This window comes from Nocardioides sp. (genome assembly GCF_036274455.1).
GTDB lineage: Bacteria > Actinomycetota > Actinomycetes > Propionibacteriales > Nocardioidaceae > Nocardioides.
The window spans coordinates 30,563-48,520 of sequence record NZ_DASUFR010000124.1; the positions used below are offsets into that span (position 1 = coordinate 30,563).

At 71.2% G+C, this 17,958-nt stretch carries 18 protein-coding genes; 10 read left to right on the forward strand and 8 right to left on the reverse strand.

Annotated features, from left to right (window positions below):
* The first annotated feature begins 16 nt into the window (after positions 1-16).
* Entirely contained in the window at positions 17-358 is a 342-nt protein-coding gene (locus VFV89_RS11850) for an MmcQ/YjbR family DNA-binding protein (RefSeq protein ID WP_329706146.1), read from the forward strand.
* Here VFV89_RS11850 and VFV89_RS11855 read toward each other — a convergent pair.
* Genes VFV89_RS11855 through VFV89_RS11865 form a run of 3 tightly spaced genes read right to left on the reverse strand, consistent with a single transcriptional unit; the run spans position 355 to position 2,857 of the window.
* The gene (locus VFV89_RS11855) at positions 355-888 is read right to left on the reverse strand and encodes a GNAT family N-acetyltransferase (protein ID WP_329706147.1); all 534 of its coding nucleotides are present in this window, start codon (positions 886-888) and stop codon (positions 355-357) included. The two genes, VFV89_RS11850 and VFV89_RS11855, sit on opposite strands and share 4 nt — an antisense overlap.
* On the reverse strand, positions 888-1,748 hold the full coding sequence (locus VFV89_RS11860; protein WP_329706148.1) for an SDR family oxidoreductase: 861 nt from the start codon (positions 1,746-1,748) through the stop codon (positions 888-890). The genes VFV89_RS11855 and VFV89_RS11860 overlap by 1 nt, the downstream gene beginning before the upstream one ends.
* Entirely contained in the window at positions 1,736-2,857 is a 1,122-nt protein-coding gene (locus tag VFV89_RS11865) for a citrate synthase 2 (protein WP_329706149.1), read from the reverse strand. Before VFV89_RS11865 ends, VFV89_RS11860 begins: the two co-directional genes overlap by 13 nt.
* A 58-nt stretch (positions 2,858-2,915) precedes the next feature.
* On the opposite strand from VFV89_RS11865, the gene pdxH reads away from it, so the two are divergent.
* The 7 genes from pdxH to VFV89_RS11900 all read left to right on the forward strand — a co-directional run bounded on the left by pdxH (position 2,916) and on the right by VFV89_RS11900 (position 11,453).
* A complete protein-coding gene (gene pdxH, locus VFV89_RS11870) occupies positions 2,916-3,581 on the forward strand; it encodes a pyridoxamine 5'-phosphate oxidase (protein ID WP_329706150.1) in 666 nt (221 codons plus the stop codon).
* Between the two features lie 91 nt (positions 3,582-3,672).
* Positions 3,673-4,491 carry a hypothetical protein gene (locus VFV89_RS11875; protein ID WP_329706151.1) on the forward strand — a complete coding sequence of 273 codons (819 nt, stop codon included), beginning with the start codon at positions 3,673-3,675 and terminating at the stop codon, positions 4,489-4,491.
* 190 nt (positions 4,492-4,681) lie between these two features.
* A complete protein-coding gene (locus tag VFV89_RS11880; RefSeq protein ID WP_329706152.1) occupies positions 4,682-5,302 on the forward strand; it encodes a helix-turn-helix domain-containing protein in 621 nt (206 codons plus the stop codon).
* A complete protein-coding gene (locus VFV89_RS11885) occupies positions 5,302-7,038 on the forward strand; it encodes an ABC transporter ATP-binding protein (protein ID WP_329706153.1) in 1,737 nt (578 codons plus the stop codon). Before VFV89_RS11880 ends, VFV89_RS11885 begins: the two co-directional genes overlap by 1 nt.
* Positions 7,035-8,924 carry an ABC transporter ATP-binding protein gene (locus VFV89_RS11890; protein WP_414690373.1) on the forward strand — a complete coding sequence of 630 codons (1,890 nt, stop codon included), beginning with the start codon at positions 7,035-7,037 and terminating at the stop codon, positions 8,922-8,924. The genes VFV89_RS11885 and VFV89_RS11890 overlap by 4 nt, the downstream gene beginning before the upstream one ends.
* A 472-nt stretch (positions 8,925-9,396) precedes the next feature.
* Complete coding sequence (locus VFV89_RS11895; protein WP_329706154.1) at positions 9,397-11,016, forward strand: MDR family MFS transporter; 1,620 nt, start codon at positions 9,397-9,399, stop codon at positions 11,014-11,016.
* Entirely contained in the window at positions 11,013-11,453 is a 441-nt protein-coding gene (locus VFV89_RS11900) for a MarR family winged helix-turn-helix transcriptional regulator (protein WP_329706155.1), read from the forward strand. Before VFV89_RS11895 ends, VFV89_RS11900 begins: the two co-directional genes overlap by 4 nt.
* Before the next feature lie 3 nt (positions 11,454-11,456).
* Here VFV89_RS11900 and VFV89_RS11905 read toward each other — a convergent pair whose 3' ends face one another.
* The 3 genes from VFV89_RS11905 to VFV89_RS11915 all read right to left on the reverse strand — a co-directional run bounded on the left by VFV89_RS11905 (position 11,457) and on the right by VFV89_RS11915 (position 15,364).
* Positions 11,457-13,049: a glycoside hydrolase family 13 protein gene (locus VFV89_RS11905; RefSeq protein WP_329706156.1), complete on the reverse strand. Its 1,593-nt coding sequence runs from the start codon at positions 13,047-13,049 to the stop codon at positions 11,457-11,459.
* A 199-nt stretch (positions 13,050-13,248) separates the two neighbouring features.
* Positions 13,249-14,001 carry a hypothetical protein gene (locus VFV89_RS11910; RefSeq protein WP_329706157.1) on the reverse strand — a complete coding sequence of 251 codons (753 nt, stop codon included), beginning with the start codon at positions 13,999-14,001 and terminating at the stop codon, positions 13,249-13,251.
* Positions 14,002-14,011: 10 nt separating this feature from the next.
* Entirely contained in the window at positions 14,012-15,364 is a 1,353-nt protein-coding gene (locus VFV89_RS11915) for a deoxyribodipyrimidine photo-lyase (RefSeq protein ID WP_329706158.1), read from the reverse strand.
* A gap of 146 nt (positions 15,365-15,510) precedes the next feature.
* Between VFV89_RS11915 and VFV89_RS11920 the strand changes: the two genes are divergently transcribed.
* Positions 15,511-16,197, forward strand: coding sequence for a metal-dependent transcriptional regulator (locus VFV89_RS11920; RefSeq protein WP_329706159.1), 687 nt, complete (start codon positions 15,511-15,513; stop codon positions 16,195-16,197).
* Positions 16,198-16,338: 141 nt separating this feature from the next.
* Positions 16,339-16,497, forward strand: a complete 159-nt coding sequence (locus tag VFV89_RS11925) for a hypothetical protein (protein WP_329706160.1) — start codon at positions 16,339-16,341, stop codon at positions 16,495-16,497.
* An 18-nt stretch (positions 16,498-16,515) separates the two neighbouring features.
* Here VFV89_RS11925 and VFV89_RS11930 read toward each other — a convergent pair whose 3' ends face one another.
* Positions 16,516-17,352, reverse strand: coding sequence for a Sir2 family NAD-dependent protein deacetylase (locus VFV89_RS11930; RefSeq protein WP_329706161.1), 837 nt, complete (start codon positions 17,350-17,352; stop codon positions 16,516-16,518).
* On the reverse strand, positions 17,349-17,618 hold the full coding sequence (locus VFV89_RS11935; protein WP_329706162.1) for a DUF2277 domain-containing protein: 270 nt from the start codon (positions 17,616-17,618) through the stop codon (positions 17,349-17,351). Before VFV89_RS11935 ends, VFV89_RS11930 begins: the two co-directional genes overlap by 4 nt.
* Positions 17,619-17,958 lie beyond the last annotated feature (340 nt).

Sequence of the window (17,958 nt, forward strand, 5' to 3'; positions counted from 1 at the left end):
GGGGAGGATGCGAGGCGTGGACCGCGACGAGCTCCTCACCCTGCTCACCGGCATGCCGGGCGCGGTCGAGGACTACCCGTTCGGCGACGAGGTCGCGGTCTTCAAGGTCGGCGGGAAGATGTTCGCGCTCGTCTCGTTGGACGGCGACCCAGGCGTGGTGAACCTCAAGTGCGACCCGGCGCTGGCGCTGCAGCTGCGCGAGGAGTACGTCGCCGTGCGTCCCGGCTACCACCAGAACAAGAGGCACTGGAACTCCGTGGACCTCGACGGCTCACTGGACGACGAGGAGCTCCGGGAGATGGTCCACCACAGCTACGACCTGGTCGTCGCCTCGTTGCCGAGGGCGAGGCGGCCCTAGCCACTCGTCTGCGACGATCCGGCCCACCCGGCCCGGGTGCGCTCGTAGCGCAGCACCTGCGGCCTGACCTGGCCGACGAGCTCCATCCCGCACTTGGCGAGCACGTGCTGGGAGGCGACGTTGCTGGTGCGGGTCTCCGCCCAGACCGAGTCCAGGCCCACGATCCCGAAGCCGTGGTCGAGCATCGCCAGCGCCCCCTCGGTGGCCAGGCCGCGGCCCCAGGCCCGACGCGGCAGCCGGTAGCCGAGCTCAGCGGTCGTCGGGTCCGCGTCGCGCAGCAGGCACCACCAGCCGACGAACTCCTCACCGGAGGCGGTGGCCTCGAACCCCACCCACAAACCGAGACCGCGCGTGTCGGCGTCCTGCTCCATGCGCAGCGGCAACGCCGCCAGCGACTCCTCGCGGGTCAGCGCCCGCCCGATGATGTGCTCGAGGACATCGGGGTCCGAGTCCAGCTCGACGAGCAGCTCGGCGTGCTCGGCACGCAGCGGCTCGAGCCGGAGCCGGGCCGTGCGAAGGACGGGTCGCATCAGCCGTCTCGGGCCGCCCGCTTCGCCTGCAGCTTGCGCTGCTTGGCGACGAAGCGGATCGAGGAGGCCGCCATGAAGCCCGGGGCCAACCGGCCGATCCGCCAGGCGATCCGGGCCGTTCGTGGGGTGACCAGCAGTGGACGGTTCTCGGCGACTGCGTCGAGGACCTCGACCGCGAGGACGGCCGGGTCGAGCGGGCGGCGGACCCCTTGACCCTTGAGGAAGTAGTCGCGCCCGTGGAACCGGCCCACCGCCCCCTTGTCGAGGATCGGGGTGTCCACGGCCGAGGGGCAGACCGCCGTCACGCCGACCCCGTGGGCCGCGGCCTCCGAGCGCAGCGCGAGCGAGAGGCCCACCACGGCGTGCTTGGTCATGACGTAGGACGTGAGGAGCCCGGCGGCCAGCAGTCCGCCCAGCGACGCGGTGTTGACGATGTGGCCGGTGTGCTGGCGGACCATCACCGGGTAGGCCGCGTGCACGCCGTGCACGACGCCCCTGATGTTGACGTCGATGATGGAGTTCCAGTGGTCGAGGGTGAGCTCCTCGGTCTCGCCGCCGATGGTGATGCCGGCGTTGTTGAACATCAGGTCGAGCGCACCCGCCTCGTCGGCCACCGACGTGACCAGGGCCGCGACCGCCGCCGCGTCGGTGACGTCGAGGGCGACGGCCCGCGCGGAGCCGGGCCCCGTGCACGACGAGGCCACCGACGAGGCGGCGTCGAGGTCGAGGTCGGCGCAGACCACGTGGGTGCCCGCCTCGACCAGCGCCCGAGACAGCGCCGCGCCGATGCCGGACCCCGCGCCGGTGACGATGGCGTTCCGACCGACGTAGTAGTCCGCCGGCTCGGCTACTGGGCCCACTCGGCCCGCCAGCCCTCGACCTCGTCGGCCTTCCGGGCCGACGGACCGGTGTAGATCGCCGACGGCCGGATCAGCCGACCGGTCTTCTTCTGCTCCAGGATGTGCGCCGACCAGCCGCCGGTGCGGGCGCAGGTGAACATCGAGGTGAACATGTTCGCCGGCACGTCGGCGTAGTCGAGGACGATCGCCGCCCAGAACTCGACGTTGGTCTCGAGCACGCGGTCGGGCCGGCGGGCGCGCAGCTCGGCCAGCGCCGCCTGCTCCAGCGCCTCGGCCACCTCGTAGCGCGGTGCGCCGAGCTCTCGCGCAGTACGCCGCAGCACCCGCGCGCGCGGATCCTCGGCGCGGTAGACGCGGTGGCCGAAGCCCATCAGCCGCTCGCCCTTGTCGAGCAGCCCCTTGACGTAGCCCTCGGCGTCGCCTGACCTCTCGACCTCCTCGATCATCGTGAGCACCCGGGCGGGCGCGCCGCCGTGCAGCGGTCCGCTCATGGCCCCGATCGCGCCGGAGAACGCCGCGGCGACGTCGGCACCGGTCGAGGTGATCACCCGGGCGGTGAAGGTCGAGGCGTTCATGCCGTGCTCGGCCGCGGAGGACCAGTAGGCGTCGATCGCCTGGACGTGCTTGGGGTCGGGCTCGCCCCTCCAGCGGATGAGGAACCGCTCGGCCAGCGTGCGGCCCTTGTCCACCTCTCGCTGCGGCACGACCGGCTTGCCGAGCCCGCGGGCCGACTGCGCGGCGTACGACAGGATCATCACCGCGACCCGGGAGAGGTCCAGCCGGGCCTGCTCGTCGCTGATGTCGTAGGTCTGGCCCATGCCCAGCATGGGGGCGAGCATGGCGACCGAGGCCTGGACGTCGGCGCGGACGTCACCGGTGTGGATCGCGATGTTGTAGGGCTCGGCCGGCGGCAGCCCGGGTGCGTAGGTGCCGTCGACCAGGAGGCCCCAGACGCTCTCGAACGGGACCCGCCCGACGATCTCCTCGATGTCGACGCCGCGGTAGCGCAGCGCCGACCCCTCCTTGTCAGGCTCGGCGATCTCGGTCCGGAACGCAACGACGCCCTCGAGACCCTCGTTCACCTCAACCCCGGATACGTCCTCGGCCATGTTGCGCATTGTGCCTCACCGCGATCAGGACGCGAGGTGGCCCGTATGTTGAACATCCATGGACCTCGGCAACTCCTCCGACGCACTCGACTCGGTGGCCGCCGCCCGCGAGGAGTACACCCGCGGCGGGCTCAGCGAGTCCGACCTGCTGCCGGACCCGATCGCGATGTTCCGGCGGTGGTACGACGACGCCCACGCCGCCGGGCTGCACGAGCCCAACGCGATGGTCGTCGCCACCGTTGCTTCAGACTTCGCGCCCGCGGCCCGGCTGGTGCTGCTCAAGGGTGTCTCGGAGGACGGCTTCGTCTTCTACACCAACACCGGCTCGCGCAAGGGCAGGGAGCTGGCCGGCAACCCGCGTTGCGCGCTGCTCTTCCCCTGGCACCCGCTGGAGCGTCAGGTGCGGGTCGACGGCACGGCCGCGCCCCTACCCCGGGAGGCCGTGGACGCCTACTTCTCGGTGCGACCGCGTGGCTCGCAGCTCGGCGCCTGGGCCTCGCACCAGTCGCGGGTGGTGTCGGGCCGAGAGGAGCTGCAGGCGGCCTACGAGGAGGCGGACCGGCGGTTCGCCGCCGGTGACGTGCCCACCCCTGACGAGTGGGGCGGCTACCGGGTGCACCCGGAGTCGGTGGAGTTCTGGCAAGGGCGGCCGGGCCGGATGCACGACCGGCTGGTCTACCGGCGTACTGCCGACGGGTGGCGCACCGAACGCCTGGCCCCCTAGGTCCAAGAGCTCCGGACCTGGTGCTCCTACCGCTCATATGGCCCACACGGGTCATGGGCGCCGGCGTGAGCCGGACATAGCCTCGACGTTCGTGAGAACGCGCCTGTTCAGGGGGAACCCGCGCCTCCTGGTCGCCGCGCTGCCGTGGGCCGCCGGCGTCGTCGTCCTCAAGCTCGTGGCGCACGAGTACGACGCGGAGTGGCTGAGGCTGAGCCCGCTCCTCGCCGGTGCGATCGCCGCCGAGGTGTTCATCCTCGGCTTCCTGCTCAGTGGCACCGCCGGTGACTTCAAGGAGGCCGAGCGGCTGCCCGGTGAGGTCGCCTCGAGCCTCGAGACGATGGCCGACGAGTGCCTGATCACCTACCAGGACATCAAGCTCCCCGAGGCGCGCACCTGCCTCCAGCAGCTGATCGAGATCAGCACCTCGGTCCGGATGTGGCTGATGCAGGACCGCGGCCTCGACGACGTCATGTCCGACATCCGCGCACTCAACGGCCCGTTCCGCGTGATCGCCCCTGCCATCCAGGCCGGCTTCACCACCCGGATGAAGTCCGAGCAGGCCGTCATCCGCAAGCTGGTGATCCGGATGGACACCATGCGCCGGACCTCCTACGTCGCCGCGGGCTACCTGATCGCCGAGGTCACCGCGGTGCTCCTCCTCGGCATCCTGGTCGTCACGGACTTCGAGGACTTCTGGCCCACGCTCTGGGTCTCGGCGCTGATCGCCTACCTGCTCTTCTACGTCGTCGGGCTGATCCGCGACCTCGACAACCCCTTCGAGTACCGCAACGGGCAGCCCGGCGCCGCCGACGTCAACCTCGACGTCCTCGAGCGCAGCGAGGACCGGCTGCGCGCCCTCCTCGGCTCGCTCGACGCGGCCACCGCGGCGGAGGCCGAAGCGGGCACGTAGCCACCGATCATCGAGCTTGTCGAGATGTCCGCAGGGTCGGCTCCCGACCCACGCTGCGGTGATCTCGACAGGATCGATCGGCGGTGGTGCGGTCGGTACCTGCCCTGCGGTGGTCTCGACTGCGCTCGTTCCTCGCGCTCGCCTGCAAAACCACTTGTGAGTGAGTGCTCACTCATTTACGCTGCCGGATGTGCCTGACACCCAAGTACGCCGCGAGCGCGCTCGCCCCATGTCACCGGAGGAGCGGCGTGACCACCTCATCGACACGACCCTGAACCTGCTCCGCGAGCACGGCCGCGCCGTGACCACCCGCCAGATCGCCGAGGCGGCCGGGGTGGCCGAGGGCACGATCTTCCGGGTCGTCGAGTCGAAGGAGGAGCTGGTCGATCTCGCGATCACACGCGCCTTCGAGCCCGGGGCGCTCATCGAGCGGATCGGCGAGATCGACCTGGACCAGCCGCTGCACGCCCGTTTGGTGCAGCTGTGCTCGATCCTCCAGCAGCGGTTCCGCGCCACCTTCGAGCTGATGAAGAAGGTCGGGATGGTCCGCCCCGCCGACCACGTCCACGACAGCCCAGAGGCGGTCGAGCTGCGCGAGTACGTCCACGCGCTCATGGAGGGCGTGATCGGCGCCGACCGGAATCGGCTGTCGGTGTCGGCCCGCGAGTTCCTCCATCGACTCCGGCTGCTCACCTTCGCGGGCAGCCACCCGCACATCACCGACGGCCAGCTGCTCACTCCCGAGGAGATCGTCGACACCGTGCTGCACGGGCTGCTGCGGAGCCAGCCGGCCGAGGAGGAGACAGACTGATGCTGCTGCGCATCCTGCGGACCCACCTCGCGCCGTACAAGCCGTGGCTGGCCGCGATCGTCGTGCTCCAGTTCACCGCGACCGTCGCGATGCTCTACCTGCCCAGCCTCAACGCCGACATCATCGACAAGGGCGTGGCGGTCGGCGACACGGGCTACATCTGGCGCATCGGCGGGGTCATGCTCGCCGTGACGCTGCTGCAGATCGCCTGTCAGGTGGTCGCGGTCGCCTGCGCCGCCCGGACCTCGATGTCGGCCGGTCGCGACCTGCGGGCGGCGGTCTTCCACCGGGTCGGCCGGTTCTCCGGCCGTGAGGTGGCGCAGTTCGGCGCGCCCTCGCTGATCACCCGCACCACCAACGACGTCCAGCAGGTGCAGATGCTGACCCTGCTGACCTGCTCGCTGGCCGTCCAGGTGCCCATCATGATGGTTGGCGGGATCATCATGGCGATGCGCCAGGACCTCGGCCTCTCGTGGCTGCTCGCGGTCGTGGTGCCGGCGCTGTTCCTGTCCGTGGGGCTCGTGGTCTCCCAGATGGTGCCGAGCTTCCGGCTCGTGCAGTCGCGCATCGACGACGTGAACCGCATCCTGCGCGAGCAGATCAGCGGCATCCGGGTGGTCCGCGCCTTCGTGCGGGAGCCGCGCGAGCGGCAGCGCTTCGCCGGGGCCAACGACGGCCTCACCGAGGTCTCGATCCGCGCGGGCCGCTGGATGGCGACGATGTTCCCCCTGGTCATGCTCGTGGTGAACGTCTCCAGCGTCGCGGTGATCTGGTTCGGCGGGCACCGCGTCGACAACGGCGAGATGCAGGTCGGCTCGCTCACGGCCTTCCTCAGCTACCTCATGCAGATCCTGATGAGCGTGATGATGGGGACCTTCATGCTGATGCAGGTCCCGCGTTCGGCGGTGTGCGCCGACCGCATCGGTGAGGTCCTCGACACCGACTCCAGCGTCGTACCTCCCCGTGCGCCGGTCACCAGCCTGACCCAGCACGGCGTGCTCGAGCTCGACGACGTGTCGTTCACCTACCCGGGCGCCGAGCACCCGGTGCTCTGCGACGTCAGCTTCGGCGCGCGCCCCGGCCAGACCGTTGCGATCATCGGCTCCACCGGTGCCGGCAAGTCCACGCTCGTCAACCTCGTGCCGCGGCTCTTCGACGCCACGTCCGGCACGGTCCGGGTGGACGGCATCGACGTGCGCGACCTCGACCCGGAGCTGCTCTGGTCGCGGATCGGGCTGATCCCGCAGCAGGCGTTCCTGTTCTCCGGCACGGTCCGCAGCAACCTGCTGCACGGCAAGCCCGACGCCACCGACGAGGAGCTCTGGCATGCGCTCGAGGTCGCCCAGGCCCGCGACTTCGTCGAGCAGATGCCGGAGGCGCTGGACGCCCCGATCGTCCAGGGCGGCACCAACGTCTCCGGCGGGCAGCGCCAGCGGCTGGCCATCGCCCGGGCCCTCGTGCGCCGTCCCGAGATCTACCTGTTCGACGACGCCTTCTCCGCCCTCGACCTGGCCACCGACGCCCGGCTGCGCGCGGCGCTCCGCCCGGAGACCCGTGACGCGACCGTCGTCGTGGTCGCGCAGCGGATCTCCACCATCCGTGACGCCGACCTGATCCTGGTGCTCGAGGACGGTCGGGTGGTCGGCCGAGGCACTCACGCCGAGCTGCTGGAGTCCGACGAGACCTACCAGGAGATCGTCACCTCGCAGCTGACCGCCGAGGAGGCCGCAGCATGACGACCACCCAGCAGCCGCAGTCCGCCTCCAAGGGTGGCGCAGCGATGAAGGAGACCGAGCGGATCCAGTCGCCCATGGGCGGCGGACCCGGCCGCGGCCCCATGGGCGGGGGGATGGTCGGGCAGAAGGCCATGACCTTCGGACCCTCGGCCAAGCGGCTGCTCCGCCGGATGGAGCCCGAGCGCAACCGCGCGTACGCCGTCGTCGCGTTCGCGTTCTGCAGCGTCTTCCTGCTGGCCTACGGCCCCCGGGTGCTCGGCCACGCCACCGACCTGATCTTCGACGCGTTCCTGGCCCGCCGCCCGGTGGACTTCCACGCGGTCCGCAACACCCTCCTCGAGGTCCTCGCGATCTACGTCGCCGGATCGGTGCTGGCCTGGATCCAGGGCTACTTCCTCAACGACGTCGTGCAGGGCACCGTCCGCCGGATGCGCTCCGACGTCGAGGACAAGATCAACGCGCTGCCGCTGGAGTACTTCGACAAGCAGCCGCGCGGCGAGCTGATGAGCCGGGTCACCAACGACATCGACAACATCAGCCAGACCCTCCAGCAGACCATGAGCCAGCTGCTCACCTCGCTGCTCACCGTGGTCGCGGTGGTGTCGATGATGTTCTGGATCTCGCCGACGCTGGCCCTCATCGCGCTGGTCTCGGTGCCGGTGTCGATGTACGCGACGTCGCGGATCATGAAGCGCTCGCAGGGCCAGTTCATCGCCCAGTGGCGACGCACCGGCAAGCTCAACGCGCACATCGAGGAGACGTTCTCCGGGCACTCGCTGGTGACCGTCTTCGGCCGCCGGGCCGAGGTCGAGCGCGAGTTCGCCGAGCAGAACGACGCGCTCTACGAGGCCTCGTTCAAGGCGCAGTTCGTCAGCGGCCTGATCATGCCCACGATGATGTTCATCGGGAACCTCAACTACGTGGTCGTCGCGGTGGTCGGCGGGCTGCGGGTCGCCCACGGGTCGCTCACGCTGGGCGAGGTGCAGGCGTTCATCCAGTACTCGCGCCAGTTCACCCAGCCGCTGACCGCGGTCGCGTCGATGATGAACCTGCTGCAGTCCGGGGTCGCCTCGGCCGAGCGGGTCTTCGAGCTCCTCGACGCCGACGAGCAGGTCCCCGACAGCACCACCGAGTGGCCGCCCGCGGGTCGCGGCGAGGTGCGGTTCGAGCACGTGTCGTTCAGCTATGACCCCGACAAGCCGTTGATCGAGGACCTGTCGCTGGTGGCCAGCCCCGGCCACACCGTCGCCATCGTCGGACCCACCGGCGCCGGGAAGACCACGCTGGTCAACCTCGTGATGCGGTTCTACGAGCTCGACGGCGGACGGATCACCCTCGACGGCACCGACATCACCGAGATGCCGCGCGCGGCACTGCGCGGCCAGATCGGCATGGTGCTGCAGGACACCTGGCTGTTCAAGGGGACGATCCGCGACAACATCCTCTACGGCCGCCCCGACGCCACCGAGGAGCAGCTGCTCGAGGCCGCGCGGGCCACGTTCGTGGACCGGTTCGTGCACTCGCTCCCCGACGGCTACGACACGCTGGTCGAGGAGGACGGCGGCAACCTGTCCGCAGGCGAGCGGCAGCTGATCACGATCGCCCGGGCCTTCCTCTCCGACCCGGCGCTGCTGATCCTCGACGAGGCCACGTCGTCGGTGGACACCCGGACCGAGCTGCTGCTCCAGCACGCCATGGCGGCGCTGCGCACCGACCGGACGTCGTTCGTGATCGCGCACCGGCTCTCCACGATCCGCGACGCCGACCTGATCCTGGTGATGGAGGACGGCAGCATCGTCGAGCAGGGCAACCACGACACGCTGCTCGCCGCCGGCGGCGCCTACGCCCGGCTCTACCAGTCGCAGTTCGCCGCGGCCGTCGCCTGACCCGCTCCGTTGCGCCGGACAACCCCGTTGCGGAGCCTTGGGCCGCCGACCTACGCTCGTCGTACACGGGAAAGGAGGTGGTCCGAAGAATGAATTCTTTCAGGACGCGTGAGGTGGCTGCCCGCTAGCAGCCCCAGCAACACGACGGGTGGAATCGCCCGTCGAGCTGCTGGCGAATCCCAAGCAGCTACCCGACCCGCAGGCGAACCGGGAACGTCCCCCGGTGCGGTGCCCAGGCTCCGGCCGAGGCGCCACGCCTGCGGGTCGTTGCATGTTCGGCCCGGCGGGATAGTCCCAGACCTTCCCAACGCTCCTTGCGCGAGGGGCACGTTGGGAAGGTCTGGGACTATCCCGCCCTGGGGGTGATCCGGGTCTCTTTGGTTGCCAAGTGTCAACTTTCTGGAATACAGTTGACTCTTGCAACCTTATGCATGACGTGACCCGGACCGCACCAGACGTGGATGAGACTCCCTTGACCCAGACCGCATCTCCCAGCTCCCTCCAGGAGGCGTCCGCAGAGACGTCCGGCCAGATGTCGCACCGCGAGGTGCTCGAGGCGCTGTCCGGCCTCCTGCTCGCGATGTTCGTGGCAATGCTCTCCAGCACCGTCGTGACCAACGCCCTGCCGCGGATCGTCGAGGACCTGCACGGCAGCCAGACCGGCTACACGTGGGTCGTGGTGGCCACGCTGCTGGCCATGACCGCGACCACCCCGATCTGGGGCAAGCTCGCCGACCTGTTCAGCAAGAAGCTGCTCGTCCAGTCCGCGCTGGTGATCTACTCCGCCGGCTCGCTGATCGCGGCCCTCGCGCCCAGCATGGGCGTGCTGATCGGCGCCCGAGTCGTCCAGGGCCTCGGTGTCGGTGGCCTGACCGCGCTCGTCCAGGTGGTCATCGCCACCATGGTCAGCCCGCGGGAACGAGGCCGCTACTCCGGCTACATCGGGGCGGTCTTCGCGCTGGCGACCGTGTCCGGGCCGCTCATCGGTGGCCTGATCGTGGACTCGCCGCTGGGCTGGCGCGGCACCTTCTTCGTCGGGCTGCCGATCGCGATCGTGGCGTTCGCGGTCCTGCAGGCCAAGCTGCACCTGCCGGTGGTCAAGCGGCCGGTCGACATCGACTACCTCGGCGCCACCCTGATCATCGGTGGCGTCAGCATCCTGCTGGTCTGGGTCTCGCTGGCCGGCACCCAGTTCGCCTGGCTCTCCGCGGCCACCGTGGCCATGGTCCTCGGCGGTCTGTTGGTCCTCGCGGCGGCGGTGTACGTCGAGGCGCGGGTCGCCAGGGAGCCGATCATCCCGCTGCGGCTCTTCAAGGACCGCACCACCGCGCTCGCCACCGCCGCGTCGGTGCTGATCGGCGTCTCGATGTTCGGCGCCACCGTCTACCTCAGCGAGTACTTCCAGAACGCCCGCGGCATGAGCCCGACCGGGGCCGGCCTGATGTCGGTCGCGATGGTCGGCGGGCTGCTCGTCTCGAGCATCGTCACCGGCAAGATCATCAGCGACACCGGCGTGTGGAAGCGCTACCTCGTCGGAGGCATGGTCCTGGTCGTCATCGGCCTGGGGCTGCTCGGCACCATCGACGCGACCACGCCGCTGGTCGAGATCGGCGCGTTCATGGCGGTGCTCGGCATCGGCCTGGGCGCCACCATGCAGAACCTCGTGCTCGCCGTCCAGAACAACACCGCCCAGGCTGACATGGGTGCTGCCAGCTCGGTGGTCGCCTTCTTCCGGTCCCTCGGCGGCTCGATCGGCGTGTCCGCTCTGGGTGCGGTGCTCAGCCACCAGGTCACCCAGAAGGTCACCGAGGGGCTCACCGCCATGGGCATCGATGCCAGCCACCAGAGCGGGTCGATCCCGGACCTCGGCTCCCTGCCCGCGCCGATCGTCGCGCTCTACCAGACCGCGTTCGGCGAGGCCACCGGGCACCTGTTCCTCGTCGCCGCGCCGTTCGCGTTCCTCGCCCTCGTCTGCGTGTCGTTCATCCGGGAGGTGCCGCTACGGACGACCCTGGACCGCGAGTTGCCCCAGAATGCCAGCATGGAGGAGAGCGTGGAGACCAGCGGACTGAGCGAGGCGGTGCTGCGATGACCAGCCGGGCAGACTCCCTGCGCCACCTCGAGCGCGAGGTCGGCGTGCTCATCCGCCGGGTCAAGCGGGTCATCGGCGAGCGCGCCCGGGCGGTCCACGAGGACCTCCAGCCCGCGTCCTACCTCATGCTCTCCTGGCTGGCCGACGAGGGCCCGGTCCGGGCCTCGGCGATGGTCGAGCGGTTCGCGATCGACAAGGGCGCGATCAGCCGTCAGCTCCAGCACCTCGACGACCTCGGCCTCGTCGTCCGTACGCCGGACCCGGACGACGGCCGCGCCACCCTGGTCGCCGCCAGCGACGATGCCCGGCGCCGCCTGGCCGACGTGGCCGAGCACCGGCGCAAGTGGCTCGACGAGCAGCTCGGCGACTGGACCTCCGAGGAGCTCGAGACCTTCGCGACGATGCTCGAGCGCTACAACCTGTCGCTCAACGCCTGAGTCCTAGGCGAGCCAGGCTGCGGTGTCCGGCGGCAGCAGCCGACCGGTCAGCTCGCCGCTGGCGACCACCACCTGGCCCGCGGGCAGCTCGACCGCGTCGGCGCCGGCGTTGAGGACGACTGTGAGCGGCCCTCGGGTGAACGCGAGCACGTCCCTGCCCGCGTCGAGCAGCTCCACCTCCTCGGTGGCGTCTAGCGCGTGCTTGCGTCGGGCGGCCAGGGCCGCCTTGTAGAACGCCAGCGTCGAGTCCGGGTCCTGCTCCTGCGCGGCGACGGTGAGCTGTGCCCAGTCCGCCGGCTGCGGCAGCCAGGGCTGGCCGGTGCCCGGGCCGAAGCCGTACGGCGGACGGTCGCCGGACCACGGGATCGGCACCCGGCATCCGTCGCGCCAGTCGGTCCCGGTCCGCTTCCAGGCCGGGTCCTGGCGCAGCTCCTCGGGGACGTCGACGTTCTCCAGGCCGAGCTCCTCACCCTGGTAGAGGTAGGCCGACCCGGGCAGCGCCAGCATCGCCAGCGTGGCGGCGCGCGCGCGGGCGACGCCCACCGGGCCGCCGCCGTACCGCGTCGCGTGCCGCACCACGTCGTGGTTGCTCAACACCCACGTCGGTGCCGCGTCGACCTCGGCCAGGTCCTCGAGGGTGGTGCGGATGACGTGTGCGAACGCGGTGGCCGACCACGGTGCCAGCAGCCACGAGAAGTTGAACGCCTGGCTCATCTCGTCGGAGCGCACGTAGCGCGCCATCGCCTCGGAGTCCTGGGTCCAGGCCTCGGCGACCGTCATCCGGTCGCCTGGGTAGTCGGCCAGCACGCGGTGCCAGCGCCGGTAGACGTCGTGCACCTCGGGCTGGTCCCACATCGGCTCGTCCCGCGACGCGCCCCCGGTGCCGGCGGTGAAGTCCACGCCGCTCGCCGGCTCCTCGTCCAGTGCTACCACCTGGTCGCGCAGGCTCTCCTCCTTGACCAGGCCCATGGCCACGTCGACCCGGAAGCCGTCGACGCCGCGGTCTAGCCAGAACCGCAGCACGCCCTCGAACAGGTCGCCGACCTCGGGGTTGCGCCAGTCGAGGTCGGGCTGGGTGTCGTCGAACAGGTGGAGGTACCACTGCCCGTCGGGCACCCGCGTCCAGGCCGGGCCGCCGAAGACCGAGCGCCAGTTGTTGGGCGGCTCCTCGCCGTGCGGCCCCTTGCCGTCGCGGAACAGGTAGCGGGCGCGCTCGGGCGAGCCCGGCGCGGCCGCCAGCGCAGCCCGGAACCATGCGTGGTCGCTGGAGGTGTGGTTGGGTACGAGGTCGACCATGATCTTGAGGCCCAGCCCGTGCGCGGACGAGATCAGCTCGTCGGCGTCGGCCAGGGTGCCGAACAGCGGGTCGACGTCCTCGTAGTCGGCGACGTCGTAGCCGTGGTCGTGCTGTGGCGAGGTGTAGAACGGCGTGAGCCAGAGCGCGTCGACCCCGAGGTCGCGCAGGTAGGGCAGCCGCGAGGTGATGCCCGGGAGGTCGCCCACACCGTCGCCGTCGTTGTCGGCGAAGCTCCGGACGTAGACCTGGTAGGTCACCGCGTGCCGCCACCAGGGCTGTCTTGGATCGTTCAAAGCCACGGGTGCAGCCTATCGACAGGACAACCGGCGGTGGTCCTCGCAACCTCCAGCCGGCCCCGCGGGGTCACCGGATATCCGGTGACCCCTGAGCTTCTGTACCGAGATCTCGGCACAGAAGCGGATGACTCGGCACAGAAGCCCGGCTCTGCTCCCGGGCGCGCGGGGGACCCGGCCGCCGCCCCGGCCCGGCGCGGTCCGCTCAGTTGAAGTCGGCGGGGTCGACCGCGATCCACACGTGCTCCGCGGCTCCGACCAGCCGGCCGTCGGCGGTGTAGAGCGAGGACGCGCTCATCCGCTTGCGCCCGGACTCCTCCCGGCCCTCGCCCACGACGACGTGCTCGACGCCGACCACGGGCAGCGAGTACAGCCGGGCGGTCATGGTGCCCAGCACCATGAGCCGCTCGCCGATGTCGGCCGCCCAGCCGCCGGCGCAGTCCAGCGCCGCCCAGGTGACCGCGTGGCCGACCTCGCGGGCGGCGTCGCGGTACTCGTGCCAGTCGCCCGCCACACTTGCGTCCGGGGTCCAGGTCGCCGCGACCCGACCGTCGCCAACCGGTCCCGGGAAGACCCGCAGCCCGTCCCCGGGCTCCCGGCCGGTGCCGCAGGAGAAGCAGGTCGGGAACGGGTGCGACGTGAGGCCGGCGTACGACGCCGAGGCGGTCCGGGCGGTGTCCGGCTCGACCGGCTGCACCGGCTCGGGGTCGGAGTCGGCTCTCGTCGCCCGCGCGACCTCGGCGCCGTCCCAGGACGCGACGAGCAGCCCGTCGCTGCGGGTGACGGTCATCGCCACGTCCAGCGGGGGCGGCTGGCTCAGGCGGACGGAGACCGCGGTCCAGTCGTCCGGCGCGAGCGCCGCCAGCGCCCCGCACGTGTAGCCGCCGTTGCCCGACCGCGCCGGGCCGCGGTAGCGGGAGGCGACGACCAGCTCGGTGTCGACCAGGCTCTCACTCACCCGGGCCACGCTAGCGCCGGATCGCCTGCCACCGGTCGAGGGCCTCCTGCCGCTCGGCCCGATGGTCGACGATCGGCTGCGGATAGCCGACCAGGTCACGGGTGTCGGGGTCCGGGTCGTGCGGGTCGGGCACCCGCTCGGGGTCGCGCAGCTCCTCGACCCATCGGCGCACGTAGCTGCCGTCCGGGTCGAACCTCCGGCCCTGGCCGGTCGGGTTGAAGACCCGGAAGTACGGCGCGGCGTCGGTGCCGGAGCCGGCGACCCACTGCCAGTTCTGCTGGTTGGAGGCGAGGTCTCCGTCGACCAGCCAGTGCATGAAGTGCCGAGCACCGTGCTGCCACTCGAGGTGCAGGTCCTTGACCAGGAAGCTGGCCACCACCATCCGGACCCGGTTGTGCATCCATCCGGTGGCCCGGAGCTGACGCATGCCGGCGTCGACGACGGGGAAGCCCGTGCGCCCCTGCTGCCAGGCCTCGAGCTGCCGGCCGGGCCGGTCGTAGCCCATCAGGGCGAGCTCCGGGCGGAGGTACTCGCGGGCGGTCTCCGGCCGGTGGGAGAGGACGTCGGCGTAGAACTCCCGCCAGGCCAGCTCCTTGCGGTAGGTCGCGGCGCCCGCGCTCGGCTTGCGGGCCAGGTCGGCGAGGAGCGTGCGCGGGTGGATCTCGCCCCACTTGAGGTGGACCGAGAGGTGCGACGTGCCGGGGACGGCGGGCCGGTCGCGGTCCTCCTCGTAGTCGTCGACCTTGTCGAGGAACGCAGCCCACCTCCGCAGTGCGGCGACCTCGCCGGCCTCGGGGAGCTCCAGGCCCGGTGGCGGCGCCGCGTCGGGGACGGCGGTGGTGCCGTCCGCGAGCTCGACCCAGCTCGCCCGGGCCGGCGGGCCGACCGGGCCGCGCCAGCCGTGGTCGAACCACGCCCTGCTGTACGGCGTGTAGACCTTGTAGGGGTCGCCGTTGCTGTTGGTCACCCGCCCCGGCGCGACGGCGTACGGCGAACCGGTCCGGACCAGCTCGATGTCCGCCTCGGCCAGTGCCCGCTCGACCTCCTGGTCGCGCCTGGCGCCGTAGGGACCGAAGTCGGCGGCGACGTGCACCCGCTCGGCACCCACCTCCCTGGCGGCCAGCACCACGCGCCGCGTGGGCTCGCCCCGCACCACGCTGAGCCGGGTCCGGCGCTGCCGGAGCCGGCCGTCGAGGGCGCGCAGCGACGCGCCGAGGTACGCGCGGCGGGACGGGCCGGCGGGTCCCCACAGCGCCGGGTCGAGGACGAAGAGCGGAAGCACCGGTCCGTCGGCCACCGCCTCGAGGAGTGCCGGGTTGTCCGCCAGCCGCAGGTCGCGACGGAACCACATCACACTCGGCACTGGGTCAGCCTCCCGTCCGGGCCGGATCGTGGGCGCCCCCGGTACCCCCTCGTAGGACAGAATGGACCAGTGATCACCCCACGAAACCGTGCAGGGCAGGCGCCGCGCGCGAGCGCCGAACGCTTCCGCGGGGACCCCGGAGAAGCATGAGCGACCTGATCGACACCACGGAGATGTACCTCCGGACCATCTATGAGCTGGTCGAGGAGGGCATCGTCCCGCTGCGTGCCCGGATCGCCGAGCGGCTGCACCAGAGCGGCCCCACCGTCTCCCAGACCGTGGCCCGGATGGAGCGCGACGGGCTGGTGACGGTCGAGGGCGACCGCCACCTCCAGCTCACCGACGAGGGGATGCGGCTGGCCACCCGGGTGATGCGCAAGCACCGGCTGGCCGAGCGGCTGCTCACCGACGTGATCGGCCTCGACTGGGAGCTGGTCCACGAGGAGGCGTGCCGCTGGGAGCACGTCATGTCGGAGACGGTCGAGCGGCGGCTGGTCGAGCTGCTGGACCACCCGACCGAGTCGCCCTACGGCAACCCCATCCCAGGGCTCGACGAGCTGGGGGAGTCGACGATGGGCGAGGAGTTCATGCACGGCGTCGAGGCGCTGTCCGACGCCGCCTCCCAGGAGGAGGGCCGGGTCCTGGTCCGGCGGATCTCCGAGGAGATGCAGAAGGACGAGTCGCTGATGAGCGCGCTGCGCCGCGTGGGCGCGCTGCCCGACAAGACCATCACCGTGGTGTCGACCGCGGAGGGCGTCCTCGTCGGCTCCGGCGGCGAGACCGCCGAGATCGTGCCCGAGGCGGCCGACCACATCTTCGTCCGTCGTTTGTGACAGTTTCCGGCTGCGGATCCGGGCTGGACCACTACCCCAGTACTGCTGTTTTCGCTGGCCTCTGGTGCGGTTTGCTCCTAAATTCGTAGGTGGGGACGGACGCGTGGGGTGTCCGTAGCGAAAATCTGGGGGATTTTCACGATGCGTGCTCTGCTGTCGATGGGTAGTCCGACCGACGAGATCCTGGACCTGACCGCACCCGAGAGGAGCGACGGGATCGTCGCCCGCTGGCTGCGCCAGTCGCTGTCGTTCAGCACGCCGGAGCCGGCGTACCTGCTGAACCGGCACATCGAGGGTTAGGCGGCCTGCCAGACCCGTTCAGCCTCGCCGGGCAGCGGCCAGCGCGGTGAGGAACTCGGAGGTTCCTGTGTCGAGCCGGTACGCCGCGAGCTCGTCGCCCCGCGTGGTGCCGCGGTTGACGATGACGACCGGCGTACCGGCCTTGGCCGCCCGGCGCACGAACCGGAAGCCGCTCATCACCGTCAGGCTCGAGCCGGCCACCAGCAGTGCTCCCCCTGTCTCCACCAGCCGGTCCACCGCCGCATAGCAGCGCGCCACCCGGTCGGCCGGGACGTTCTCTCCGAAGAACACGACGTGCGGTTTCAGCACCCCGTCGCAGTCCTCACATCCCGCGACGACGAAGTCCCGCGTGTCGTCGAGCTCGACGTCGCCGTCCGGCCGCACCTCGGCGAGCCGGTGCCGCTCGGCGAAGCCCGGGTTGAGCTCGCTCAGCCGTTGGTGCAGCCGGGTCCGGGTCGTCACCGCGCGGCACGCCAGGCAGACCACCTCGGCGATCCGGCCGTGCAGCGCCACCACCCGGCGCGACCCGGCACGCTCGTGCAGCCCGTCGACGTTCTGGGTGATCAGCAGCTCGGTGTCGATGCGGGCGAGGGCGCGGTGCCCGGCGTTGGGCTCGGCACCCTTCATCCGGCCCCACCCCAGGTGGCTGCGCCCCCAGTAGCGCTGCTGCGCCTGCGACCCGGAGACGAACTCCTGGTAGGTCATCGGCATCCGGGCCGGGCTGTTGGGCCCGCGGTAGTCCGGGATCCCCGAGTCGGTCGAGCAGCCCGCGCCCGTGAGCACGACGAGCGGCCGTGCGGCGAGGACGTCGAGGACCTCCGCGAGCGTGCCGTCGCGCTCCGGCGCGAGTGTCACTGCGCGTACCGCAGCGCCGCCCGCTCGCGCGCCTTGGCCGCCTCCACCTCGCGGTTCTTGGGCGGCGCGGTCGTGACCAGGTCGTCGATCAGATGGCGTACGACGTGGGCGATGTCGTGGACCGCCCGGTCGAAGACCTCCTGGTTGGCGGCCGACGGCTTGGTCGTCCCGCTGACCTTCCGCACGAACTGCAGGGCCGCTGAGGTGACCTCGTCGTCGGTGGCCGGGGGCGCGAAGTTGTTGAGCGGGCGGATGTTGCGGCACATGGCGCCAGAGTACGTCGGCGCATAGACGGCCATAGACCTCCGCAGGCTGGCGATGGGACGGACCGGGCCGCTGGTCGAGCCTGTCGAGACCGCCGCAGCGACGGCACCCCGGGCGAGTCCCGGACCGGGCTGCGGACATCTCGGCGGTCGGCTCGAGTGCCCCCTCTGCAGGATGGTGTGGGACGGGCGCACCGCGGGTCGAGCCTGCCCGGGCGAGTCCCGGCCCGGGCTGCGGACATCTCGACAGGCTCGATGAGCGGCGGTCGGCTCGAGTGCCCCCTCCGCAGGCTGGGCTGGGACGGGCGCACCGCGGCTCGAGCCTGTCGAGACCTCCGTAGCG